Origin of the sequence: Microbacterium sp. 2FI, assembly GCF_005502885.1 — a bacterium.
In the GTDB taxonomy this organism is placed as follows: Bacteria; Actinomycetota; Actinomycetes; order Actinomycetales; family Microbacteriaceae; genus Microbacterium.
On the sequence record NZ_SCMR01000003.1, the window covers coordinates 209,948 to 233,858 of the forward strand.

Consider the following 23,911-nt stretch of genomic DNA (forward strand, 5'->3'; position numbering starts at 1 on the left):
GCGCCGACATGGCCTCCCGACTCGCCGACACCACGAGCCCGTACCTGCGGGCGCACGCCGACAATCCGGTTTCGTGGTTCCCGTGGGGTGAGGAGGCCTTTGCGCGGGCGCGCGAGCGAGATGTGCCGGTGATGGTGTCGATCGGCTACTCGACGTGCCACTGGTGCCATGTGATGGCGCGCGAGTCGTTCGCCGACGCCGCGACGGCCGCCGACCTCGACGCCGGCTTCGTCGCGATCAAGGTCGACCGCGAAGAGCATCCCGAGGTGGATGCCGCCTACATGGCGGCCGCAGCGGCGTTCACGCCGAGCCTCGGCTGGCCACTGACGGTGTTCACGACCCCCGAGGGGCACCCTTTCTTCGCGGGAACCTACTTCCCGCCCGAGCCGCGCGGCGGCCTCCCCGCGTTCCGCCAGGTGCTCGCGGCCGTGCGCGAGGCCTGGAGCGAACGCCGCGAGCAGATCGACGGCACGGCCGCGGCGATCGTGTCGGCACTCGCCGAGGTGCGGGCGAGCGCTGCCGACGAACGGTCGGGCGACGGGGCGGCGCCGCCCTCGGTCGACGCGCTCGCCGCGGCGGCACGCGCGCTCGCGGCGCGCGAGGATGCCGAGTACGGCGGTTTCGGCGGTGGTGACCCGTCGGCGCCGAAGTTCCCCGTCGCGACGGCACTGCGGTTCCTGCAGGCGCGCGCGATCCGCGAGGCGGCGGGCGCAGCATCCGTCGTCGCCGATCGCGCGCTCGTCGCGATGGCGGCGTCGCCGCTTCGAGACGGTGTCGAAGGCGGCTTCTTCCGCTACGCGACGCGGCGCGACTGGACGGTGCCGCATTACGAGCGGATGCTGACCGACAACGCGCAGCTGCTCGACGTCGCCCTCGACGCCGGCGACGAGCGCAGCGCGCGCGGCATCGCGGGTTTCCTCCTCGACGTGGTCCTGCAGCCGTCGGGAGGGTTCGGTGCGGCTCAGGACTCGGAGTCGTGGATCGACGGCGCACGCAGCGAGGGCGGGTACTACGCGAGGGATGCCGCCGCCCGCGCGGCGCTGAGTCCTCCGGCCGTCGACGGCAAGATCGTCACCGGATGGAACGGGCTCGCCATCGGCGCCCTCGCCCGTGCCGGGTCGCGCCTCGACGAACCTCGCTGGATCGAAGCTGCACGCCGCGCGGCGGAGGCGGTGCTGACGACGAACGTCTCGCCCGGCGGAGCTCTGGTGCGAGCATCCCTCGACGAGATCCCCTCGCATGCCCGGGCCACCCTCGCCGACTACGGACAGCTGGCGGGCGGCCTCATCGCGCTCGCCGTCGCCTCGGGCGATCCTGTCTTCGCGGTGCGGGCGCGCGAGCTCGTCGACGCGTGCACGCGCGGCGATGCCGAGCCGACGGCTCCCGGCGGCGGGGATCCGATGCTGGTCGCGCACGGCATCGCGGCGCCGGATGCCGCCTCCGACGGGGACGAGCCTTCAGGCCCGGCATCCCTCGCCGACGCATCCCTCGCGCTCTGGACGCTGGGTACCGGCGACCGCTACCGCGAGCTCGCCGCACGCATCGTGACCCGGCATGCCCCCGCCGCTCTCGCGCAGCCCCTCGCGCACGGATCGCTGCTGCGCGCGGCGGCCGCGCTCGCGACGGCACCGCACCAGATCGTCGTCGTCGCCGATGAGCCGGCGGCGCGGCTCGCGGCGGCGGCGCACGCCAAGCGCCCCGACCTCGTCGCCGTCGCAACGACCGATCAGGCGCGCGCGTGGTCGGCTGCGGGCTTCACGCTGTTCGACGGGCGGACCACGCAGCAAGGCCGTCCGACGGCCTACGACTGCAGCGATTTCGTCTGCCGACTGCCGGTCACCGACCCGGCGCACCTGTGACAACGCGCTACGCGCCCCACGACGCCAGCCACATGTGGCTGTGCCAGAACTCGTACGGCACCGCGACGGCCGCGACGACCGGATACCAGTAGATCGACAGCGCGACGGAGACCCCGAGGAACACCCACACGAGCCGCTGCCCGGTGAGGCGCCGATAGTCCTCGGCGTGCCGGGGTCCGGCGATGTCGCGCAGCGCGAACGTGAGCGCGAGCAGCATGAAGGGGAGTGTCAGCACCGTGTAGAACTGGAACACCGTGCGATCGGGATAGAAGAGCCACGGCACGTAGGTGACGCCGATCCCGGTCAGCACGAGCGCGTAGCGCCAGTCGCGCGCGACGACGAACCGATAGGCGAGGTAGAGCACCGCCGCGACGCCCGCGTACCAGATGAGCGGATTCGGCAGCGTCGAGATCGCGCGCGTTCCCTCCGGATCCGTGCGGAAGTACATCATCGTCGGCCGGATCAGCAGCGGCCACTGCCAGGCCGGGCTGTCGTAGGTGTGGGGCGAGGTGATCCGGGACGCCGCACCGAACATCGTGACGTGGTACTGCCAGAGGCTCTGGAACGCCACCGGCACCCACGACCACACGCCTGTCGCGGGCGCGGCATCGGCGGAGTGCCGGTCATACCCGCCGTCGGTGACGAGCCACCCCGTCCACGACGCGATGTAGACGAGGACGGCGACCGGCACGAGCAGCGTGAACGTCGCGACGCCCTGTCGCAGCGCGTCGGCCGGCCACAACCGCACGCCTGCGCGGCGTCGCGCCAGCGCGTCGGTCACGACGAGGTAGATCCCGAGTCCGGCGAGCACCCACACGCCCGACCATTTGACGGCGGATGCCGCACCCAGCGCCACGCCGGCGGCGAGGATCCAGGGCCGGTTCCACAGCACCGGACCCCACGCCGGCGGTTCGTCGCCGTCGGCGCGTGCTGCGACCGTCATCGCGATGCGTGCCATGGTCCGCTCTCGATCGAGCAGCACGAAGAGGAAGCCGAGCAGCACGAAGAAGGTCAGCGGCATGTCGAGGAGCGCCACACGGCTCATCGAGATCGCGAGCCCGTCGATCGCCATGAGCAGGCCCGCGACGACGGCGAATGTCGTCGAGCGGGTCAGGCGTTTGGCGAGCAGCATCAGCACGAGGACGGCGGCGATGCCGAGGAGCGCGGTCGTGATGCGCCAGCCCCAGCCGGTCGTCGGGCCGAGGGCGCCCATGCCGAGCGCGATGATCCACTTCCCGAGCGGGGGATGCACGACGAAGGCGGGGTCGGTGGTGAACGCGCCGACGTCGCCTGAGAGGAAGCGCTCGTTCGCGTCGGACGGCCACGCGCCCTCGTAGCCGAGCTGCGACAGGGTCCACGCGTCCTTGACGTAGTAGGTCTCGTCGAACTGGTTCATCAGGTCGTGCGGGTTCGCGAGATCCCAGAGGCGGGGCACCGCCGCGATCAGCAGCACGAGCGCCGGGCCGAGCCAGTCGTAGAGGCGGGCCGCACGGGGATCCGTCGCGAGCCGCTCCCGGAAGCGGTCGTACAGACTCGGCCGCGGCATGGGCGGCAGCAGCGGTGGCAGCAGCTGTGGCGGTGTCCCGACGGGCGCGGTCGCGTCCGGTCGGGTCTCGTGCGTCACCCGGCAAGTGTAAGCGGGACGACCCTGTGACCTGCCCTGACCCGCACCGTAGGCTGGGGCCGTGATCATCCTCGCGGCGACGCCGATCGGAAATCTCGGGGATGCCTCGCGGCGCCTCGTCGAGGCTCTCGAACAGGTGACCGTGGTCGCAGCCGAAGACACCCGCACGACCCAGCGCCTGCTCGCCGCCCTCGGCGTCGCCAACCGTCCGCGCCTCATCGCGTTGCACGACCACAACGAGAAGGATCGCGCGGCCGAGATCGTCGAACTCGGCCGCGAGAAGGACGTGCTGATCCTGAGCGATGCCGGCATGCCGACGGTGAGCGATCCGGGCTACGCGCTCGTCGCAGCCGCGGCCGCAGCCGGTGTCACGGTCACCGCGATCCCCGGCCCGAGCGCCGTGCTGACCGCGCTCGCGGTGTCGGGGCTTCCGACCGACCGGTTCACGTTCGAGGGCTTCGTTCCGCGCAAGTCGGGGGAGCGGCTCACCGCCTTCCGCGCGCTCGCCGCCGAACCCCGCACGATGGTGTTCTTCGACGCGCCCACACGCGTCGCCGCGACCCTCGTCGACATGGCCGCCGTCTTCGGGGGCGACCGCCCCGCCGCGGTGTGCCGCGAGCTGACGAAGCTCTACGAGGAGGTCGCGCGCGGCAGCCTCGTAGAGCTCGCCGCGTGGGCCGAGCCCGGGGTCCGCGGTGAACTCGTCGTGGTCGTCGCCGGGGCGGTGCCGCGCGAGGTGGCCTTCCCCGACGCGGTCGCCCAGGTGCAGGAGCTCGTGCGCGCCGGCATCCGGCTGAAGGATGCCGCCGGTGAGGTGTCGGCCCACACGGGTCACTCGAGCCGCGAGCTGTACCAGGCGGCGCTCGCGGCCCGCGGATGACCTGCGTCGCGCACCCGATCGCGGGGAATGTGACGAAATCGTCCTTCGCCACGCGCGGGGACCGCGCTCCTGTCACGCGGAGGGGGCGCGGCATCCGTCCCGACTAGAATCCTCGGGTGACTTCCGGCCGCAGCTTCTACATCACGACGCCGATCTACTATCCGAGCGACGTGCCCCACATCGGCCACGGCTACACGACCGTGGCGGTCGACACGCTCGCGCGCTGGCACCGCCAGGCGGGCGATGACACGTGGATGCTGACGGGCACCGACGAGCACGGTCAGAAGATGCTCCGTGCCGCCGCCGCGAACGGCGTGACGCCGCAGGCGTGGGTCGACAAGCTCGTCACCGAGTCGTGGTTCCCGGTGCTCGAGACGCTCGACGTCGCGAACGACGACTTCATCCGCACGACCCAGGAGCGCCACGAGGAGCGCGTCAAGCAGTTCGTGCAGGCCATCTTCGACCGCGGCTACATCTACGCCGGCGAGTACGAGGCGCTGTACTGCGTGGGCTGCGAGGAGTTCAAGCCCGAGTCCGAGATCGTCGACGGCACCGGACCCTTCGAGGGCCTCAAGGTCTGCGCGATCCACTCGAAGCCGCTGGAGCTGCTCAAGGAGAAGAACTACTTCTTCAAGCTGAGCGAGTTCCAGGACCGTCTGCTCGAGCTGTATCGCACGCAGCCGGACTTCATCCGGCCTGAGTCTGCGCGCAACGAGGTCGTCTCGTTCGTGAAGAACGGCCTGAAGGACCTCTCGATCTCGCGTTCGGCGTTCGACTGGGGCATCAAGGTGCCGTGGGACGAGCAGCACGTCATCTACGTGTGGGTCGATGCGCTGCTGAACTACGCCACGGCGATCGGCTACGGCGACGACGGTGAGCAGTTCGAGCGCCGTTGGCCGGCGTATCACGTGGTCGGCAAGGACATCCTGCGCTTCCACGCAGTCATCTGGCCCGCGATGCTGATGGCTGCGGGGCTCGACGTGCCGCGCGGGGTCTTCGCCCACGGCTGGCTTCTCGTCGGCGGCGAGAAGATGTCGAAGTCGAAGCTCACCGGCATCGCGCCCACCGAGATCACCGACGTGTTCGGGTCGGACGCGTACCGTTTCTACTTCCTCTCGGCGATCGCGTTCGGACAGGACGGCTCGTTCTCGTGGGAAGACCTCTCCGCTCGCTATCAGGCCGAGCTCGCCAACGGGTTCGGCAACCTCGCGTCGCGCACGACCGCGATGATCGAGCGCTATTTCGAGGGTGTGCTGCCCGCGGCGGGCGAGTATCTCGATGGTGACCTGGCCATTCAGCGGATCGTGGCGGATGCCGCAGCCGCAGCCGACGCGGCGATCGAGCGTTTCCGCATCGATGAGGCGATCTCGTCGATCTGGACGATCGTGGATGCGCTGAACCTGTACATCACCGAGAACGAGCCCTGGGCGCTCGCGAAGGACGAGGCGCAGCGTGCGCGGCTCGGCACCGTGCTCTACACGGCGGCCGAGGGTCTGCGCGCGCTCGCAGTGCTGCTGTCACCGGTGATGCCGGCTTCGACCGAGAAGCTGTGGATCGCCCTCGGCGCGGCGGAGTCGATCGGGCGCCTGCAGGATCAGCCGATCCGCGAGGCCGGTGGCTGGGGTGTGCTCGAGCCCGGCTCGAGCGTGAGCGCTCTTGCGCCGCTGTTCCCGCGCGTCGAGCAGTCGGTCTAGCCCGGTCCGCAGCATCCGTGTCCCGATTTCCGGCTACCGCGTCCCGATTTCTCGGCGCGACGGTGCCTCTGACGCGAGAGAGTGGGACGTGCCGTGAGTGAGGCGACCGACCCGAGCGGCTACGTCCGCGAGCGTCACAACGACGGCAAGCGCGACATCCGCTGGCCGGCGGCACCGGATCCGCTCGGCGTTCCGGTGTACGACAACCACGCGCACCTCGAGATCGCCGACGGCGACGAGCCGCTGACGCTCGACGACCAGCTCGAGCGCGCCGCCGCCGTCGGTGTGATCGGAGTTGTGCAGGCCGGCGGCGACATCGAGTCGTCGCGCTGGTCGGCGTGGGCTGCGGCATCCCATCCCCGGGTGCTGGCGGCCGTCGCGATCCACCCCAACGAGGCGCCGGCTTACGCGGCCGCGGGACGCCTCGACGAGGCGATCGGCGTGATCGACGAGCTCGCGGCGCAGCCGCGCGTCCGCGCGATCGGCGAGACGGGGCTCGACTTCTTCCGGACGGACGAGGACGGAGTTCCGGCCCAGTTCGAGAGCTTCGAGGCGCACATCGCACTCGCGAAGAAGCACGGCGTCGCGATGCAGATCCACGATCGCGACGCGCATGACGCCGTGCTCGAAACCCTCGAGCGGGTGGGTGCGCCGGAGCGGACGGTCTTCCACTGCTTCTCGGGCGACGATGCGATGGCGCGGATCGCGGGGGAGCACGGGTACTACCTGTCGTTCGCGGGGAACGTGACGTTCAAGAACGCGCAGAACCTGCGCGACGCGCTGGCGGTGATCCCGCGCGATCGGATCCTCGTCGAGACGGATGCGCCGTTCCTCACGCCCGTGCCGCATCGGGGTCGCCCGAACGCGCCGTACCTGATTCCGGTGACGGTGCGCTTCATGGCCGCCGAGCTGGGTGTCGAGGTGGACGAGCTGTGCGCACAGCTGGCCGCGAACACGCTCGAGGCCTACGGCGCGTTCGAGGACTGAGCGCTGGTTGACTGGGGGGATGCTGCTGCAGCCCGCCCGGGACATCGGCTCGAGCGCTGACACGGAGGCCGGTCGGCCCTAGGCTTCCTCGCCGATCACGGGCTTCGCCGCCGCGATGTTCGAGATCGGGCGCCACACCAGCAGCAGCGTGATCGCCGAGCCGCCGAAGGCGAACCACCACGGCGCCGTCAGCCCCCACGCCTGCGCGATGAGCCCGCCGAGCAGCTGTCCGATCACAAGACCGCCGAAGACGCCGACCATGTTGACCGACGCGATGCGGCCCTGCAGCTCCATCGGCACGAGGCGCTGGCGCACCGTGGTCGAGATCGTCGCCCACACGAAGGCATACGCACCGAACCCGAACATCAGCGCGAAGGCCACCCAGCCCGTCGTCGTGAGTGCGAAGGCGAGGTGCATCAGCACCTCGAGGCTGAGGCACACGCGCATGAGCGTCGCGAACGAGACGTGGCGCTCCAGCCAGCCGAAGCCGGCGACGGAGATGAGCCCGCCGAGCGCGGAAGCCGTGGTGAGGGCGCCGAAGCCGACCGCCCCCATGTTCAGGTGCTCGGTCGCGTAGAGCACGAGGATGCTCCACGGTGCCGCCCACGTGATGTTGAAGACCAGGATGATGAGCACGAGCGTGCGCACGGGCGGGTTGGCGCGGAGCCACCGCAGGCCCTCGCGGATCGGATGCGGCTTCGCGCCCTCGGGCGTCGCTGCCTGCTCCGGCACCGGCGTGTGGGCGATCCGCGAGATGAGGATCACCGCGAGCGAGACGCAGACGATCTGCACGACGAAGGGCCAGAACGACCCGACCGCGAAGAGGAAGGCGCCCAGCGGCGGCCCGGCGAGCTGATTCGCGACGAGATAGCCGGCCTGGAGGCGCGCGTTGCCGATGCCGAGGTCGGCCGGGCGCACGAGCATGGGCAGCAGGGTGCTGCCGGCAGAATCGGCGAACACCTCGGCGGTGCCGTAGAGGAACGCGGTCGCCAGCACCAGCCAGACGTTCGCGTAGCCGGTGACGATGAAGACGACGAGTGCCAGCACGACGACGGCTCGTGCGCTGTTGGCGATCATGACGAGTCGCCGGCGATCGTGATGGTCGGCGACGGACCCTGCGAACAGACCGAACAGCAGCCAGGGCAGGAACTGCATCATCGCGCCCGAGGCGACCAGGATCGGCGACGAGGTCATCGAGGCGATCAGCAGCGGCGCCGCCGACAGCGCGATGCCGTCGCCCAGGTTGCTCGTCCACGACGACGAGAGCAGCCAGCGGAAATCCGTGCCCAGACGGCGGGGTGCGATCATCTCGCCGAGGGAGGGCATCCGTCGATCCTATGCGGGGTTGACGACAGCGCCCCGATCAGTCCGTCTTCGCGCCCTTGTGGGTGAAGAGGGTCTCGGTCTGCTCGATGTCCATGCCCTTCGTCTCGGGGATCCGCAGCAGCACGTAGAAGAACGACAGTGCGGCGAACGTCGCGTACATGCCGTAGGTGAGCGGCAGCGACCACGACGACATCGCCGGGAACGAGATCGTGATGAGGAAGTTCGCGATCCACTGCGCGCCTGCGGCGACGCCGAGCGCCTTGCCGCGGATGCGGCTCGGGAAGATCTCGCCGAGGAGCACCCAGACCAACGGGCCCCACGAGGCGCCGAACCCGATGACGAAGACGTTCGCGGCGACGAGGGCGATGGGGCCCCACGGTGCGGGGAGGACGACCTCGCCGGCGGAATCGGTCACGGCGAACAGGAACGCGATGGCCATGAGCCCCAGCGACAGGGCCATCATCACCGAGCCGGTGAGCAGGATCGGCTTGCGGCCGACGCGGTCGACCAGGAAGATCGCGACGAGGGTCACCAGCACGTTCGTCACCGAGGTCGCGACGCTGATCGCGAACGAGTTGCTCTCGTCGAAGCCCACCGACTGCCAGAGGCTCGTGGAGTAGTAGAAGATCACGTTGATGCCGACGAACTGCTGGAAGACCGACAGGATGATGCCGACCCACACGATCCGCTGGAGGCCCAGCACCGGCCCCCGCAGGGAGACGCCGGCGTTCTTGCGGTCGGACTCGATCGCCGTCTGCAGGTCGCGGATGGTGTGGTCGAGATCGGCCTCGGGAACCAGCTGCGCGAAGATCGTGCGCGCTTCGTCGGTGCGACCCTTGGCGAGCAGAAAGCGCGGCGACTCCGGCAGCGTGAAGGCCAGGATTCCGTAGACCGCCGAGGGAATGACGCCCACGATGAACATCCAGCGCCACGCCTCGAGTCCGAGCCACAGCACGTTGTCCGCACCCCCGGCGGCACCGGCGAGGAGGGCGTCCGAGAGCAGGGCGGCGAAGATGCCGAGCGTGATGGCGAGCTGCTGGAGCGAGGCCAGGCCACCGCGGATCTGCCGGGGCGCGATCTCGGCGATGTAGGCGGGGGCGATCACCGAGGCGATGCCGATGCCGAGGCCGCCGACGACGCGCCAGAGCGCGAGGTCCCACACCGAGAAGGCGAGGCCGGCGCCGAGCGAGCTGACGAAGAACAGCAGGGCGCCGATGAACATCACCCGCAGCCGCCCCCAGCGGTCGGACAGGTTCCCGGCGAGGATCGCGCCGACCGCGCAGCCCAGCAGCGCGATCGCCACGACGAACCCCGTGAGAACGTCGTTGATGGCGAAGTCCTGCGAGATCGAGTCGACGGCGCCGTTGATCACCGAGGAGTCGAAACCGAAGAGGAAACCACCGACGGCGGCGGCGACCGACAGGCCGATCGCGCGGCGGCCGAAGGCGCTGCGGATCGAGAAGGCGTCCGCCGGGATGCTGCCGGTCGTGTTCATGGAGACGACGTTATCGGCGGCGCTCCGCGCGGTCGAGGCGGCTCACCGCGCGCCCGCACCGGCGAGATCGACCGCCGCCAGCCACGCGAGGATGGCCGAGAGCGAGGTGCCGTCGTCGAGGGAATCGGCATCCAGTCCCTCCACGATCTCCGCGGCGCGCGCGCGCGCGTCGTCGTCGCCCAGCGCCGAGTACGCCAGCACGTACTCGCCCAATGCGCCGTCGAACGCGGCATCTCCACCCGCCTCCGCGACTCGTCTCGCGACGCCTTCGGGATCGCCGGCGAGGTAGTCCAGCGCGATCGGTCCGATCGGCAGCACCTGGATGCCGAGGATCGCCGACGGCTCGGCGCTGAACCACGTCGCGTACTCGCGCTTGCCGCCCCACGCGAGCGACACGATCTCGTGCTCGTAGCCGGCGAACCCGGCGAGATCGGGCGCGAGCCACTGCGTGCGCGCAGCGTCGGCTTCGGCGGACAGCAGCCACAGCGCCGTCGCCTCGAGGCCGCGGTCGCCGCGCGCGCTCGCCCAGCGGGCCAGGCCGTTCCAGGCCGCCACCGCCTCCGAGCTCGACTCCTGGTTGTTGCCGTCGGCGAAGGGGGAGAGCCCCGACGCCCAGGAATGCCCCTGATACGGATCGAACACGCGGAGCGCCGGCAGCGCCTCGTCGGGAGCCCCGGCGGAGATATCGGCGGCGAGCGCGTCGATGACGGGCGCCAGCGCGTCGCCGCTGTCGGGTCGCGCCTCGACGAGGGCGGCGGCGGCTGCGAGGAAGTAGCCGTAGTGGAAGTGGTGGTCGTTGCCCTCTTCGGCGCCGAAAGACGGGGTGCGACCGACGACGAGACGGAGTGCGTCGTCGTAGACGAAGCAGCGCTCGTCGCGGTCTGTGCAGCCGTCCGGATCCGTCCACGGCGCGAACTCGTCGGCGAGCCGGTCCGCGATCCGGTCGGCGAGGTCCTCGTCGCCGATCGACCGCGCGATCCCGAGCAGGTCTCCCAGCCGCGCCAGCCCTTTGCCGCCGAAGTACGTGTCGGCGGGGACGGGCTCGGTCGCAGCGAGGTCGGCCGCGATCTGCTCGGCGAGGGCGGTGCGCGCGCTGCCGTCGAGCCCGTCGAGGTCGTACGCGCCGAGGGCGTCGCGGCGCGGCACCGACCACTCCAGCGTCGTGCTCGCGCAGGCGGAGGCAGTGCCGTGGATCGTCGCGAACGTGCCGAGGTCGCAGCCGGCGTCGGGCTCGCGCCCGGGGAGCGGCACCACGACGGTCGCGTCCGTGCCCGCGTACGAAAGGCGGGTCGCGACCGAATCGTCGCTCGTCGAGTACGACGTGTCGACACCCGTGATCGGGTCGTCGAGCGCGGCGGCCCACGCGGACGCATCGGAGTCGGCGGGGACGGCGAACCACTGCGCGGTGGCTCCGGCGGGGAGACTCAGGATGCCGTCCGCCACGTCCGCGCCGGGTGCCCGCAGCCCGAACTCCTGCTCGCCGATGGTCGCCGTCCAGGCGCCCTCTCCCGCGGCGGTCAGAGTCGTGTCGGCGGTCAGATCGACCGCTGTCGCGGCCGTGAAGGCGACGACCGGCCACCCGGATGCCGTCGTGAGATCGCCCACGGGTGCGCCCGCGTTCGTGAAGCGCACCGTCACCGAGACGGGATCCGCCGCGACGACGGTGTAGTCGTCGGCGGGGACTCCGACGCCGATCGCCGGCGCCTCCGCGGTCGCGATCGTCGTCGGCGACACCGCGACGCCGGGCAGCGACACCGCGAACGACGCGGTCGTCAGGTCGAGGGCGAGCGGGAACGGGAAGATCCGCTCGGGCGTCTCGAAGGCGATCCCCGAGTACCAGCGATTCGTCGGGGGTGCCAGGTCGTCCGCCGTGCGGGAGGCGACGTCGGCCGCGATGCGGTCGACCGGGAGCGCGGCGACCTCTGTCGCAGCATCCGTCGACGCACCGGGCGTCTGCCATCCACGGGTCGTGGCGGGCGGCGCGGTCGTCGGTGCGCACGCCGCGATCGTGGCGACGATGCCCGTCGCCACGGCGATGCCGAGGGCCCGCTGCCTCGTCCGCCGGGCCGGCCCCCGCATCACAGGCCGATCCGCCAGAAGAAGTCGCGCACCACATCGGAGACGCCGGCGAGCGGGCCGTCGTCGCGCAGCAGCAGCGACGCGCGCACGGGGGTTCCCGGGCTGTACAGGCCGTCGATCGTGTGCGCCCGGAGTCCCGCGCTCTCGATCGTGATCGACGCGATCGCCTGCCCGTCGAGCGTGTCGACGTCGATGTCGGTGGTGAGCCCGCGGATCGTGCGGTCGTCGGGGAGGGTCATCTCCACCGTCGTGCCGATCCCGATCCGGCCGTAGTCGCGGGGGCTCAGTGAGAATTCGGCGACCACCGTCAGGGTCCCGGCGCGGTCGAGGTCGGCGAGCACTTCGCCGGTCTGAGCGAAGTCGCCGACGGGCGAGTGCACCTCCGAGACCGTGCCGTCGACCGTCGCGACGACATCGAACGTGCCGTCGGCGGCGACCGCCACGCCGAGGTCGTCGGCGGTCACGGTCTCGGCGGCGAGATCCCGCGCCAGCATCGGGCTGCGCACGCGGAAGAGGATCTCGCCGGCCTCGACGTCGTCACCGGGCTCGACGAGCTGCTCGACGATCGTGCCGGCGTAGACGCTGCCGACCGAGATCTGCTCCGCGGCGAACGACGCGGTCGTGCTGTCGGCCCGCAACTGGCGCTGGTTGAACGCGACGGTGCATGCGCCGACGATGATGAGCACGGCCACCAGGCCGAAGAACAGGCGGAAGCGATTGGCCCAGGTCATGAGGCACCTCCTCGTTGTGCACGCGATGCCGGCACTGCCGGTACCGCATCAGCTTCTTCCTCCCGTGCGGCCGGCAGCGGCCGCGCCACGATGGTGATCAGGGCCGGCGCCTCGTCCTCCGGCGCGGGTGTCGCGGGCATTGCGGATCGGGGCCTGCGCGCCGCGCGGTGCTCGTGGATCGCGGTGCCGACGAAGGCGGCGAGGATCAGCGTGTTCGTCACATTCCATGCGGTCGCGAGCGACAGCGCGCCGCCGTTGGCGTCTCGCCAGATCGCCACCACCGAGGTGAGGGCGAGGAAGACGAAGAACAGCAGCTGCGGCACGATGAAGTTGAAGGGCGAGCGCTGCGATGCGGTGCCGGTGACGTGCCAGCCGACGTCCTTGCCGGTCAGCACGTTCCACAGCGCCTTCGTGTAGATCGGGAACGACACGGTCGACAGGGTGAGCGTCTCCCAGCGGAACGAGCCGACGACGAACCACGCGAGCACGATCTGCATCGCGTAGAAGCCGGCGTAGTAGATCGCCCACGTGAGTGCCGTGATCGTCAGGTTCATCGGCCGCAGGTCGAAGTAGATCTCCAGCGGCGGCACGAGCAGCAGGAGCAGTGGGGCGATTCCCGTCAGGTAGAAGGTCGCCGTCACGAAGTACTGGATGCGCTGGTCGCCGGTGAGCTTGCGGCGCGGACTCAGCGGGTTGTGGGTCAGCAGGATCTCGAATCCACCGGTAGCCCAGCGCAGCTGCTGCTTGCTGTACGCCTCGATCGTCTCGGGGGCATCCCCGACGGCGAGGACGTCGGGGATGTACACCGAGCGCCACCCCCGCTCGTGGAGGGTGAGCGCCGTCCACACGTCCTCCGACTTCGAATCCGTGTAGATGCCGCCGATGTCGTCGATCGCGGCGCGGCGGAAGATGACGTTCGTGCCGACGCAGAAGGCCGCGTTGAAGCGGTTGCGGCCGCGTTGGGCGAATCGGTAGAACACGGTCTGCATGTACGCGGCGCCGCGGGCGATGACGGTGTGGAGGTTGCCGTACGCCTGCGGCGTCTGCACGAACGCGACGTTCGCGTCGTTGAAGAAAGGAACGGTCTCGATGAGGAAGTCGGGATGCGGCACGAAGTCCGCATCGAAGACGGCGAACAGCTCGCCCTTGGCGATCGACAGGGCATGGTTGACATTCCCGGCCTTCGCGCCGTTGGGGCTCAGGCGCCGGATGTACCAGGCGCCGAGCTCGGCGGCGGCCGCCTTCACGGCATCCGATCGCCCGTCATCGAGCACCCACGTGCGATGCGCGCCGCGTAGGGCCACCGCGGCGCGGACCGTGCGCCGAACGACGTCGAGATCCTCGCCGTAGACCGTGATGAAGACGTCGACGAGCACATCGCGGTCACCCAGGCGCATGGTGTCGTCGCCGTCGGGGGCGCTCGGCATGAGCAGCCGTTTCGCCTCGTGGTACGGGAAATCGCGCGGATCGTAGCCCGAGGCCAGGATCGTCCACATCGACAGGAGCGCCTGGACGACCAGGATCGTCTCGGCGATGAGCACGAGCGAATACGGCAGGAAATCGCCCCGGTTGTCGGGGTTGAGGAGGAAGAGCGAGTAGGCGACGACGCCGAGCGTCGCCACCACCGAGACGAGGACGAAGAGCGCCGAGGTCTCGCCGCCCTCGATTCGGCGGCCGTTGCGGTCGAAGCGTGTCAGGTGTGTGCGGGAAGTCGTGTCCGTCATCCTGTCCCTCCGGGTCAGGTGCCCTGCCGCGCGGGCCTGCGCGGCACCGTGCTGGCAAGCCGACGGGCGAGCGCCGGACTTTCCACTTCCATACTCCGCGCCTGACCGGCACCCGCGCGTTCCGGCGGTGTGAACGTCGCGTGACGTTTGGCTGGATGCCGCTGGGTAGGGTGAACGCATGCCCGTGTCTCTCCTCGGCGCCGCAGAGATCCGCGCGCTCGCCTCCGAACTCGACGTCACGCCCACCAAGAAGCTCGGGCAGAATTTCGTGGTCGACGCGAACACCGTGCGCAAGATCGTCCACGCCGCCGAGGTGCAGCCGGGTGACCGCGTCGTCGAGATCGGGCCGGGTCTGGGCTCGCTCACGCTGGCGATCCTCGAGGCGGAGGCGACGGTCACCGCGGTCGAGATCGACCACCGTCTCGCCGAGCGCCTCGCCCGCACGGCGGCGGCCCACGGCGTCCCCGACGGCGCGCTCACGGTCATCGACGCCGACGCGCTGCGGGTCACGGAACTCCCCGGCGACCCCACGGTGCTCGTCGCGAACCTCCCCTACAACGTGTCGGTGCCGGTGCTGCTGCACTTCCTCGAGACGTTCCCCGCGCTTGACCGCGGCGTCGTGATGGTGCAGGCCGAGGTCGGCGAGCGTCTCGCGGCCCCGCCCGGATCCAAGGTCTACGGGGCGCCGAGCGTCAAGGCCGCCTGGTACGGCCGGTGGCGCCTGGCCGGCACGGTGTCGCGTCAGGTGTTCTGGCCGGTGCCCAACGTCGACAGCGTGCTGGTCGGCTTCCATCGCGATCCCGACCCGCGCGGCACCGAGGACGAGCGCCGGCGCACGTTCGCGATCGTCGACGCGGCCTTCCAGCAGCGGCGCAAGATGCTGCGGCAGGCACTGTCGAGCGTGCTCGGAGGATCCTCCGCCGCGGCATCCGAGATCCTCGAGCGCGCCGGGGTCGCACCGACCGCCCGTGGCGAGGAGCTGTCGGTCGACGACTTCGCGCGCATCGCGGCCGCCGCTGCCTGATCCCGCCTGATCCGATAGTTCTCTGCCCGTTCTCCACCCGTTGTGCGGATCGCCACCGCGCCTTTCCCAGCGCCGCGAAACATGCCTGTAACATTTCGGGTGGCTCTCGTCTCGACCGCGGGAGCGGGGAGAGGATCATGCGCACCGCCGAACACCCGGCGCCCGAGCGGGTGCTGCTGCACATCAGCGATACGCACCTGCGCGCGGGCGGCTCGCGGCTGTTCGATCTCGTCGACGGCGCCGACCGCCTCGCGCGAGCACTTCGGGCGATCGAGGCGAGCGGGATCGCGCCCGACGCGGTCGTCTTCACCGGCGACCTCGCCGACCTCGGCGAGCCCGGCGCCTACGCCGACCTCCGCTCGCTCGTCGAGCCGTTCGCCGCGCGGATCGGCGCACGCGTGCTGTGGGTCATGGGCAATCATGACGACCGCGGAGCCTTCCGCGAAGCGCTGATGGACGAGCCGGCCGACCTCCGCCCGGTCGACCGCGTCGACGAGCTCGACGGCCTCCGCATCGTGACCCTCGACTCGTCCGTTCCGGGGCACCACCACGGCGAACTGCGCGACGAGCAGCTGGCGTGGCTCGCCGATGTTCTGGCGACTCCCGCGCCGCTCGGCACGATCCTGGCGATGCACCACCCGCCGGTCCCGAGCGTGCTGCCGCTCGCCGCGAGCGTGGAGCTGCGCGACCAGGCGCGCCTGGCAGCCGTGCTCCGCGGCACCGACGTGCGCGCGATCATCGCAGGGCACCTGCACTACTCGACGTTCGCCACGTTCGCCGGCATCCCCGTCTCGGTGGCGTCATCGACCTGCTACGCGCAGGACCTCACGGTCCCCGTCGGCGGCACGCGCCCGCAGGACGGCGCGCAGGCGTTCAACCTGGTGCACCTCTACGACGACACCGTCGTGCACTCGGTCGTGCCGGTCGATGCGCCGCAGATCCTCGAGCACATCGACGCGTCGGAAGCCCGCAGGCGCCTGATCGCGTCGGGGGTCGCCCCTGTCAGCGCCGCGCCGACGGATGCCCCGACCGAGCCGATCGCTGTTCTTCACTGAGCTCGACGCGCTCCCACGGCGCCCGCACCGGGAACATGCGCTCCAGCGCCGCGCGCAGCGCCTGAACGCGCAGCTCTTCGGGCACCTCGCTCTCGCCGCCGTCGTTGAGGCAGAACATGTCGACGTCGATGCGCTCGGCGAGCCGCTCCATGCGCTGCAGTGACGCGGCGAGCGTCGTCTGCACGTAGCGCACGCGGGGGGCACGGGTGGCGATCGCGCGCCCGGTCATCAGCGCGAAGTAGTGGTACAGGCTGTTGGTCACCGAGATGTCGGTCGCCGAGCGGAAGCGGCTCGCCGCAGTCCGCGCGAAGTCGTCGGGGAAGGTCTCTTCGAGCTCGGCCATGACGCTCTTGCGCAGCGGCGTCGCGCAGTGCTCGAGGTCGCGAACGATGGTGCGGCCGAATCGGCCCTTCAGCAGTTCGCGGTTCACGCGCAGCCCGTTGTCGTGACCGCTGCGGTGGCGCGCGGGGGAGCCGGCGCCGATGCGCACCTCGCACTCGACGAAGGATGTGATGCCGGCGGGCGTGAAGAACAGCTCGGGTTCGACGAGGCGACCGAAGAACATGTCGTCGTTCGAGTAGATGAAGTGCTCGGAGAGCCCCGGGATGCGGTGCAGCTGCGCTTCGACGGCGTGCGAGTTGTGGGTGGGGAGCACCGAGGGGTCGGCGAAGAACTCCTCGCTGCGCGCGATCGTGACCTTGGGGTGATCGAGCAGCCACGCGGGGGCGGGGGAGTCGGTGGCGATGAAGATGCGACGAACCCACGGGGCGTACATGTGGACGCTGCGGAGGGCGTACCGCAGCTCGTCGACGTGCCGGTAGCGAGCGGGGCCGTCGTCGCCCTCGCCGACGACGTACTCGGCCATCTGCGCTGCGCGCTGGCGCTGGAAGTCGCTGGCGGAGCCGTCGACCCACGAGAAGACGAGGTCGACGTCTTCGGTGAACTCCGCCGGCTGCGGCGTGAACATGCCGTCGATCGTCTCCCACAGCCGCCCGTCGCGCTCGACCGTGCTGAACGCGATGTCGCTCGTGGGGGTGTTGCAGCGCAGCAGCGCGTTGGCCGCGGGTGCCTCGATGATCTCCTCGCCGAATCGCCAGAATTCCAGGCGCGCGCCGAGCGAAGCGCCGTAGCGCAGCGTCCGGCCGCGCGTGATGCGCGGGCGATAGAGCCGCAGCGATGCCGGATCCGGGCCGGGCGCCGCGGCATCCGCCACGAGGATCGGCGCGCGACCCTTCGCCTTGACGTAGAGCGGCTCGTCGGCCAGCTGTTCGCGCAGCGCCTCGAAGGCGATCTCGCGCGCGGAGACGTCGACGACGAGGGCGGGGACCGCGCGATCGTGGCGGATGAGCAGCACCCGCACGCCCGCGTCCTCGAGGGTGCGGGCGATCAGGAGCAGGTCGTCGGTGCGGGCGTCGAGAGGTGTCGTCATCTCGTGGACGAGGTGGAGGATGCCGCGATCGAGGATCACGTCCGGGCGCTCGAGCAGGCCTGCTCCGGGGTGCTGCTGCTGGGGTAGTGCCGACAGGGATGCGATGGCGAACCTCCTCGATTTCGTCGCCACCGGATCGCGGGGCGCCCGGGCAACACTATGCGGTCTGCATTTCGGCGGGGTTTCGCAGTCCGCGCGCTAGCCTCGGATCATGAGCGACGCGCCCCGCTTCCGTGCCGAGGTCGGAGACCTCCACCGTCCGTACACCGCCGCCGAAGACCGCTACGTCGGCACCGGCTACCGGCAGGTCGGCTCGTCGGGCCTGTACCTTCCCCCGATCTCGCTCGGGCTGTGGTGGAACTTCGGCGACAACATCCCGTTCGACAGCCAGCGGGCGCTGCTGCGCCATGCGTTCGACCGCGGGATCACCCACTTCGATCTCGCGAACAACTACGGCCCGCCCTACGGATCGGCCGAGACGAACTTCGGGCGCATGATGCGCGAGGACTTCGGCCCGTACCGCGACGAGCTGATCATCTCGTCGAAGGCCGGGTGGGACATGTGGCCCGGTCCCTACGGCGACCTCGCGCCGCGCAAGCACATTCTCGCGAGCGCCGAGCAGTCCCTGGGGCGCATGGGCATCGACTATGTCGACATCTTCTATTCGCACCGCGTCGATCCGGTCACCCCCATCGAGGAGACGATCGGCGCCCTCGACACTCTCGTGCGTCAGGGCAAGGCGCTCTACGTCGGCATCTCGTCGTACAGTGCCGAGCGCACCGCGGTGGCGGCAGCCGTCGCCCGCAGCCTCGGCACGCCGCTCGTGATCCACCAGCCGGCGTACTCGATCCTCAACCGCTGGGTCGAGGACGGACTGACCGGCGTGCTCCGTCAGGAGGGGCTGGGCGCGATCGCCTTCACGCCGCTCGCGCAGGGTCTCCTCACCGACAAGTACCTGAACGACGGAACTGCCGAACGCGCGCAGCAGCGCCGGTCGCTGCCGTCGCAGCGGCTGTCGGAGCGGGGCCTGTCGGCGCTGCGCTCGCTCGATGTCATCGCGAAGGAGCGCGGTCAGACGCTCGCGCAGATGGCGATCCAGTGGGTGCTGCGCGACCCCGTGGTGACCTCGGCGCTCATCGGGGCGTCGCGCCCCGCTCAGCTCGACGAGAACCTCGCCGCCCTCTCCGGACCGGCGTTCACGACCGAGGAGCAGGAGCGTATCGACGCGCTGTCCGACTCGATCGACGTCGATCTCTGGGCGCAATCGGCGCAACTGTGAGCCACTCCTTCGCAGCCGAACGCGTGCACGTGCGCGCGCCGGGCAAGCTCAACGTCTTCTTCGCGGTCGGAGCCGTGCAGGAGGACGGGTACCACGACGTCGCGTCGGCGTATCAGGCGGTGTCGTTGTATGAGGACGTGTGGGCGGAGCACTCCGCCGACTTCACCATCGCGATCTCGGGCACCGTCGACATCTCGGGCGTGCCCGCCGACGACCGCAATCTCGCCGTGCGCGCTGCGCGGCTGGTCGCCCAGCGCATCGGCCACACGGGCGGCGTGCACCTCGAGATCGTCAAGCACGTCCCGGTCGCGGGCGGCATGGGTGGGGGATCGGCGGATGCCGCGGCGGCACTCGTCGCATGTGACGCACTGTGGGGAGCCGATCTCGGAAGCGCCGAGCTCCACCGCCTCGCCGTGCGCCTCGGGGCGGACGTGCCCTTCGCGCTCATGGGCGGCACGGCCGTCGGCGTCGGCCGCGGGGATCAGCTGAGCCCCGCGCTCGCGAAGGGGCGGTTCGACTGGGTGATCGTGCCGTCCGACGGGGGACTGTCGACCCCCGAGGTGTACGCCCACCTCGACGTGCTGCGCGCCGATCCCGACATCAGCCGCGCCGGCCAGGCACCTGCCGTCGATCCCGGTGTGCTGCAGGCGCTGCGGGCGGGGGACCCGGCCGCCCTCGCCGCCCGCACGAAGAACGATCTGCAGGCGGCGGCGCTGTCGCTGCGACCCGACCTGCGCACCGCCCTCGAACTCGGCGACGCGAGCGGCGCGCTCGCCGGCATCGTGTCGGGCTCGGGGCCGACGCTCGCCTTCCTCGCAGGAAGCGCCGAGTCGGCGCTTGAGCTGCAGGTGACGCTGTCGGCGGCGGGCTTCGAGGCGCTGCACGTGCACGGACCCGTCCCGGGTGCGAGAGTCATGGGCGTCTGAGCGCCCACCGCAGTCGAACCAGGAGCAGACGATGGACGAGCACACGGCCCCCGACCGCGACGCCTACCGGGCGGCACCGGTCGACCCGACGATCGCCGCGCGGCTGGCGGATCAGGGCCTCGGGTACCGCCTCGTCTCCCACGACGGTGACGAGTACGCCGCGTGGGTTCAGGTCATAGCGCGCGGATTCCAGGATGCCGAGCGGACCGCCGATCAGATCGAGGCGAACCGCGAGCGCAGCGGCTATCGCCGGGCGACCGGGGTGTACGACGCCGCGGCGCCGATGGCGGAGTCTCCGGTGGCGACGATCGCCTCGTGGATCGGCGAGCTGGCCGTGCCGGGAGGCCGCGGCATCCCGTCGTGCGCGATCTCGGCGGTCACCGTCTCGCCGACCCACCGACGCCGGGGCATCGCCCGCGCGATGCTCGAGGGCGAGCTGCGCAGCGCCGTCGCCGCGGGCGTGCCGATGGCGATGCTGACGGTGAGCGAATCCACCCTCTACGGGCGGTACGGGTTCGCGCCCGCCGCGTTCAGCACCTCGTGGCGCATCGAGACGAGGCGTGCGACGTGGATCGGCCCGCGCCCCGGCGGACGCGTCGACTTCATCCCGCGCACCCGCGTGAGGGAGATCGTCGAGCCGCTGCACGTCCGCTCCCGGCTGCGCTTCGCCGGAGAGATCGAGATGAACCCGCCCGCGTGGGACGCGATCGCCGGCACCTGGCCGCACGCCGAGCACGCGGGCGCCAAGCGTGCGGTGCAGTACGCCGACGCGGCCGGCGAGGTGCGCGGCGTGGCGATCTACGCCGTGCGCGAGAATGACGACGACTTCACCAAGGCGACGGTGACGGTGTCGTACCTGCTCGCCGAGACCGACGACGCGTATGCCGCGCTCTGGCGGTTCCTCCTAGAGCTCGACCTCGTCGCCGAGGTGCGCGCGAGCGAGCTCTCGCTCGACGAGCCGCTCCGCTGGATGATCGCCGACCACCGCGCAGCGACCGTCACCGTCCGGGATCACCAGTACGTCCGCATCCTCGATGTGCCGTCGGCTCTCGAGGCTCGCCGCTTCGGCGCGGCAGGGGTCGTCGCGCTCGAGGTCGACGACCCGCTGGGCCATGCCGGCGGACGCTTCGTGCTCGACGTCGACGCGAACGGGGTCGGGGCGGTGGCCGCGTGGGAGGGAGCCGACGAGCCGGCGGATGCGGTGACACTCTCGATCGGCATCGCCGAGCTGTCGGCCCTGTACCTCGGCGGCGTGTCGGCAGCGACCCTCGTGTCAGCCGGTCGCGCGCGATCGAGCGACGCCGCGGCGACGACACGGATCTTCTCGTGGCACACCGTGCCGCGGCTGAGCTTCTGGTACTGACGCGGGCAGAGCTCGGCTCGGCACCGTAGCCGCCGGGCGCCGGGTGCGCAAGATCGGCCCTCGTGTCTCAGGGGTCGGGTAGCGTGAATCAGCGCCGCCCGACCGTGAAGTCCCATGCCCGTGCACCGACGAGGGGAGAGCCCGCGTGATCGAGTTCGCTGCTGTGACCAAGCGGTTCCCCGACGGAACCGTGGCCGTCGACGACTTCAGCCTCGTCATCCCCGCCCACCGCACGACCGTGCTGGTCGGGTCGTCGGGATGCGGCAAGACGACCCTGCTGCGGATGATCAACCGCATGGTCGACATCACCGCCGGGCGCATCGAGATCGACGGCGACGACATCGCCGGTCGTGACCCCGTCCAGCTGCGGCGCAGCATCGGCTACGTGATGCAGAACTCCGGGCTCCTCCCGCACTTCACGGTCGCCGACAACATCGCCACCGTTCCCGTGCTGACGGGCTCGTCGCGTCGCGACGCCCGCGCCCGCGCGCTCGAGCTGATGGACACCGTCGGGCTCGATCGCGCCATGGCCGACCGGTATCCGAGCCAGCTCTCGGGCGGCCAGCAGCAACGGGTCGGCGTCGCCCGCGGTCTCGCCGCCGACCCGAACATCCTGCTCATGGACGAGCCCTTCGGCGCGGTCGACCCGATCGTGCGGGCCGAGCTGCAGGAGGAGCTGCTGCGCCTGCAGCGCGAGATCGGCAAGACGATCGTGTTCGTCACGCACGACATCGACGAGGCTTTCCTGCTCGGCGACCAGGTCGTGATCCTCGAGAAGGGCGCGCACATCGCGCAGGCCGGCACACCCGACGAGATCATCGAGCACCCGGCGGGCGACTTCGTCGCGAGCTTCATCGGCACAGACCGCGGCAAGCGCGCGCTGCGGGTGAAGTCCACCCCGACCGGCGATGTCGTGGTCGACGCCGACGGACGCACGCAGGGCGTGCTGGTCGAAGGCGGCTGAGCAGTGGGCTGGATCCTCGACAACCTCGACCTCATCGCCGGGCTCTCGGCGGTCCACATCCGCCAGAGCCTCGTCGCGATCGTCGTCGGCTTCGTCCTCGCGCTGCCGCTCGGCTGGGTCGCCTGGCGCTACCGGCTGCTGCGCGGGTGGGTGATCACCGTCACCGGGCTGCTCTACACGATCCCGTCGCTGGCGCTGCTGATCCTCCTTCCGACCCTGTTCGGCTACAGCGTGATCAGCGAGTTGAACCTGATCGTGGCGCTGACCATCTACGCGATCGCGATCCTCGTCCGCTCGGTCGCCGACGGACTCGACTCCGTCGACGATGCCGTGCGAGCGTCGGCCACAGCGGTCGGGTTCGGTGCTTCGCGACGGTTCTGGACGGTCGAGCTGCCGCTCGCCGGCCCCGTGATCCTCGCAGGTCTCCGGGTCGCCGCCGTGAGCACCATCTCGCTGGCGACCGTCGGCATCCTCGTCGGCGTGACGAACCTCGGCTACCTCTTCACCAACGGACTCCAGCGCCGTATCCTGCCCGAGGTGCTCGCCGGCATCCTCGCCGTCGTCGTGATCGCGCTGGTCCTCGACCTCGTGCTGGTGCTCGCCGGGCGTCTGCTCATGCCCTGGACCCGGCGCGTGCGCACGCCGCGGCGCGCCGGCGCATCGGTCCCGGCGGCGAACGCCGAGGCGGTGACGGCATGAACCTCATCGTCGACGCGTTCGCGTGGATCTTCTCGCCCGAGCGGCTGGAGGGGCCCTACGCGCTTCCGATCCTGCTCGGTCAGCAGCTCTTCTACACCGCCGTGTCGGTGCTCGTCGCAGCCGTGATCGCGGTGCCCCTGGGCTGGCTCATCGGCCACACCGGGCGCGGGCGCGAGTTCGCCGTCGCTCTCTCCGGCGCTGCACGCGCCATCCCGTCGTTCGGGCTGCTCGTACTGCTCGTGCTCGTGTTCGGCGTGCTCCACCGGCCCGAGGCGGCGATCGTCACTTTCGTCGTGCTCGCGATCCCGTCGCTGCTCGCCGGCGCCTACACCGGGCTCGAGGCGATCGATCGCCGCGTGATCGATGCGGCGCGCGGCGTCGGGATGACCGAGTGGCAGATCCTGTGGCGTGTCGAGGTGCCACTCGGCCTTCCGCTGCTCCTCGGCGGCCTCCGCGCCGCGGTGCTGCAGGTCGTGGCGACCGTCACGATCGCCGCCTACGTCAACCTCGGCGGACTCGGCTGGCCGATCATCCAGGGCATCCCCCTGCGCCGCTTCGACCAGGTGCTCGGCGGGGCGATCCTCGTCGCCGTGCTCGCCCTGGTGCTCGACGCCCTCCTCGCGTGGGCGCAGCGCGCCGCCGTGCCGCGAGGACTGCGCACGGACCCGCCCGCCTCGCGCCGATCCGAACCGCAGCCCGCTCCGAACACCACGGAGCGGAAGGAGCCTGCCCCGGCCCTCCGTCCCTGAACCTCACTCCCACCCCCACAGAAA

At 70.8% G+C, this 23,911-nt stretch carries 19 protein-coding genes; 12 read left to right on the plus strand and 7 right to left on the minus strand.

The genetic code is table 11. The annotated features are described in order from the left end of the window. The first annotated feature begins 8 nt into the window (after nucleotides 1–8). Entirely contained in the window at nucleotides 9–1,859 is a 1,851-nt protein-coding gene (locus FFS15_RS05030; RefSeq protein ID WP_137843906.1) for a DUF255 domain-containing protein, read from the plus strand. A 7-nt stretch (nucleotides 1,860–1,866) separates the two neighbouring features. On the opposite strand, the gene FFS15_RS05035 is transcribed toward FFS15_RS05030, so the two are convergent. Continuing rightward, nucleotides 1,867–3,483, minus strand: coding sequence for a phospholipid carrier-dependent glycosyltransferase (locus FFS15_RS05035; RefSeq protein WP_249353723.1), 1,617 nt, complete (start codon nucleotides 3,481–3,483; stop codon nucleotides 1,867–1,869). 61 nt (nucleotides 3,484–3,544) lie between these two features. Here FFS15_RS05035 and rsmI point away from each other — a divergent pair, with 61 nt between their 5' ends. The 3 genes from rsmI (at nucleotide 3,545) to FFS15_RS05050 (ending at nucleotide 7,044) form a co-directional block, all read left to right on the plus strand. Then, a complete protein-coding gene (rsmI, locus tag FFS15_RS05040) occupies nucleotides 3,545–4,363 on the plus strand; it encodes a 16S rRNA (cytidine(1402)-2'-O)-methyltransferase (RefSeq protein ID WP_137843908.1) in 819 nt (272 codons plus the stop codon). Nucleotides 4,364–4,479: 116 nt separating this feature from the next. Further along, nucleotides 4,480–6,057, plus strand: a complete 1,578-nt coding sequence (metG, locus tag FFS15_RS05045) for a methionine--tRNA ligase (RefSeq protein ID WP_137843909.1) — start codon at nucleotides 4,480–4,482, stop codon at nucleotides 6,055–6,057. 93 nt (nucleotides 6,058–6,150) lie between these two features. Next, a complete protein-coding gene (locus FFS15_RS05050; RefSeq protein WP_137843910.1) occupies nucleotides 6,151–7,044 on the plus strand; it encodes a TatD family hydrolase in 894 nt (297 codons plus the stop codon). 78 nt (nucleotides 7,045–7,122) lie between these two features. Here FFS15_RS05050 and FFS15_RS05055 read toward each other — a convergent pair whose 3' ends face one another. Genes FFS15_RS05055 through FFS15_RS05075 form a run of 5 tightly spaced genes read right to left on the minus strand, consistent with a single transcriptional unit; the run spans nucleotide 7,123 to nucleotide 14,399 of the window. After that, nucleotides 7,123–8,370 (minus strand): MFS transporter, encoded by a 1,248-nt coding sequence (locus FFS15_RS05055; protein ID WP_137843911.1) that lies wholly within the window; start codon nucleotides 8,368–8,370, stop codon nucleotides 7,123–7,125. Nucleotides 8,371–8,407: 37 nt separating this feature from the next. Next, on the minus strand, nucleotides 8,408–9,865 hold the full coding sequence (locus tag FFS15_RS05060; RefSeq protein ID WP_137843912.1) for a sugar porter family MFS transporter: 1,458 nt from the start codon (nucleotides 9,863–9,865) through the stop codon (nucleotides 8,408–8,410). A 42-nt stretch (nucleotides 9,866–9,907) separates the two neighbouring features. Further along, a complete protein-coding gene (locus FFS15_RS05065; RefSeq protein WP_249353752.1) occupies nucleotides 9,908–11,944 on the minus strand; it encodes a glycosyl hydrolase in 2,037 nt (678 codons plus the stop codon). Then, the gene (locus tag FFS15_RS05070; RefSeq protein ID WP_137843914.1) at nucleotides 11,944–12,675 is read right to left on the minus strand and encodes an HlyD family efflux transporter periplasmic adaptor subunit; all 732 of its coding nucleotides are present in this window, start codon (nucleotides 12,673–12,675) and stop codon (nucleotides 11,944–11,946) included. Before FFS15_RS05070 ends, FFS15_RS05065 begins: the two co-directional genes overlap by 1 nt. Then, the gene (locus tag FFS15_RS05075; RefSeq protein WP_137843915.1) at nucleotides 12,672–14,399 is read right to left on the minus strand and encodes a cellulose synthase catalytic subunit; all 1,728 of its coding nucleotides are present in this window, start codon (nucleotides 14,397–14,399) and stop codon (nucleotides 12,672–12,674) included. Before FFS15_RS05075 ends, FFS15_RS05070 begins: the two co-directional genes overlap by 4 nt. Before the next feature lie 178 nt (nucleotides 14,400–14,577). Here FFS15_RS05075 and rsmA point away from each other — a divergent pair, with 178 nt between their 5' ends. Together rsmA and FFS15_RS05085 are read left to right on the plus strand one after the other, a co-directional pair. Beyond that, nucleotides 14,578–15,423, plus strand: coding sequence for a 16S rRNA (adenine(1518)-N(6)/adenine(1519)-N(6))-dimethyltransferase RsmA (gene rsmA, locus FFS15_RS05080; protein ID WP_137843916.1), 846 nt, complete (start codon nucleotides 14,578–14,580; stop codon nucleotides 15,421–15,423). A 137-nt stretch (nucleotides 15,424–15,560) separates the two neighbouring features. Further along, nucleotides 15,561–16,478 carry a phosphodiesterase gene (locus tag FFS15_RS05085; protein ID WP_137843917.1) on the plus strand — a complete coding sequence of 306 codons (918 nt, stop codon included), beginning with the start codon at nucleotides 15,561–15,563 and terminating at the stop codon, nucleotides 16,476–16,478. Here FFS15_RS05085 and FFS15_RS05090 read toward each other — a convergent pair. Beyond that, nucleotides 16,426–18,012 (minus strand): stealth conserved region 3 domain-containing protein, encoded by a 1,587-nt coding sequence (locus tag FFS15_RS05090; protein WP_137843994.1) that lies wholly within the window; start codon nucleotides 18,010–18,012, stop codon nucleotides 16,426–16,428. The two genes, FFS15_RS05085 and FFS15_RS05090, sit on opposite strands and share 53 nt — an antisense overlap. 106 nt (nucleotides 18,013–18,118) lie before the next feature. Here FFS15_RS05090 and FFS15_RS05095 point away from each other — a divergent pair, with 106 nt between their 5' ends. The 6 genes from FFS15_RS05095 to FFS15_RS05120 all read left to right on the plus strand — a co-directional run bounded on the left by FFS15_RS05095 (nucleotide 18,119) and on the right by FFS15_RS05120 (nucleotide 23,887). Continuing rightward, entirely contained in the window at nucleotides 18,119–19,186 is a 1,068-nt protein-coding gene (locus tag FFS15_RS05095) for an aldo/keto reductase (protein ID WP_137843918.1), read from the plus strand. Next, entirely contained in the window at nucleotides 19,183–20,112 is a 930-nt protein-coding gene (locus FFS15_RS05100) for a 4-(cytidine 5'-diphospho)-2-C-methyl-D-erythritol kinase (protein ID WP_137843919.1), read from the plus strand. The genes FFS15_RS05095 and FFS15_RS05100 overlap by 4 nt, the downstream gene beginning before the upstream one ends. A gap of 31 nt (nucleotides 20,113–20,143) precedes the next feature. After that, on the plus strand, nucleotides 20,144–21,475 hold the full coding sequence (locus FFS15_RS05105; RefSeq protein ID WP_137843920.1) for a GNAT family N-acetyltransferase: 1,332 nt from the start codon (nucleotides 20,144–20,146) through the stop codon (nucleotides 21,473–21,475). Between the two features lie 145 nt (nucleotides 21,476–21,620). Beyond that, nucleotides 21,621–22,439, plus strand: coding sequence for an ATP-binding cassette domain-containing protein (locus FFS15_RS05110; RefSeq protein WP_137843921.1), 819 nt, complete (start codon nucleotides 21,621–21,623; stop codon nucleotides 22,437–22,439). Nucleotides 22,440–22,442: 3 nt separating this feature from the next. Further along, on the plus strand, nucleotides 22,443–23,138 hold the full coding sequence (locus FFS15_RS05115) for an ABC transporter permease subunit (protein ID WP_137843922.1): 696 nt from the start codon (nucleotides 22,443–22,445) through the stop codon (nucleotides 23,136–23,138). Beyond that, nucleotides 23,135–23,887, plus strand: coding sequence for an ABC transporter permease subunit (locus FFS15_RS05120; protein WP_137843923.1), 753 nt, complete (start codon nucleotides 23,135–23,137; stop codon nucleotides 23,885–23,887). The genes FFS15_RS05115 and FFS15_RS05120 overlap by 4 nt, the downstream gene beginning before the upstream one ends. Nucleotides 23,888–23,911 lie beyond the last annotated feature (24 nt).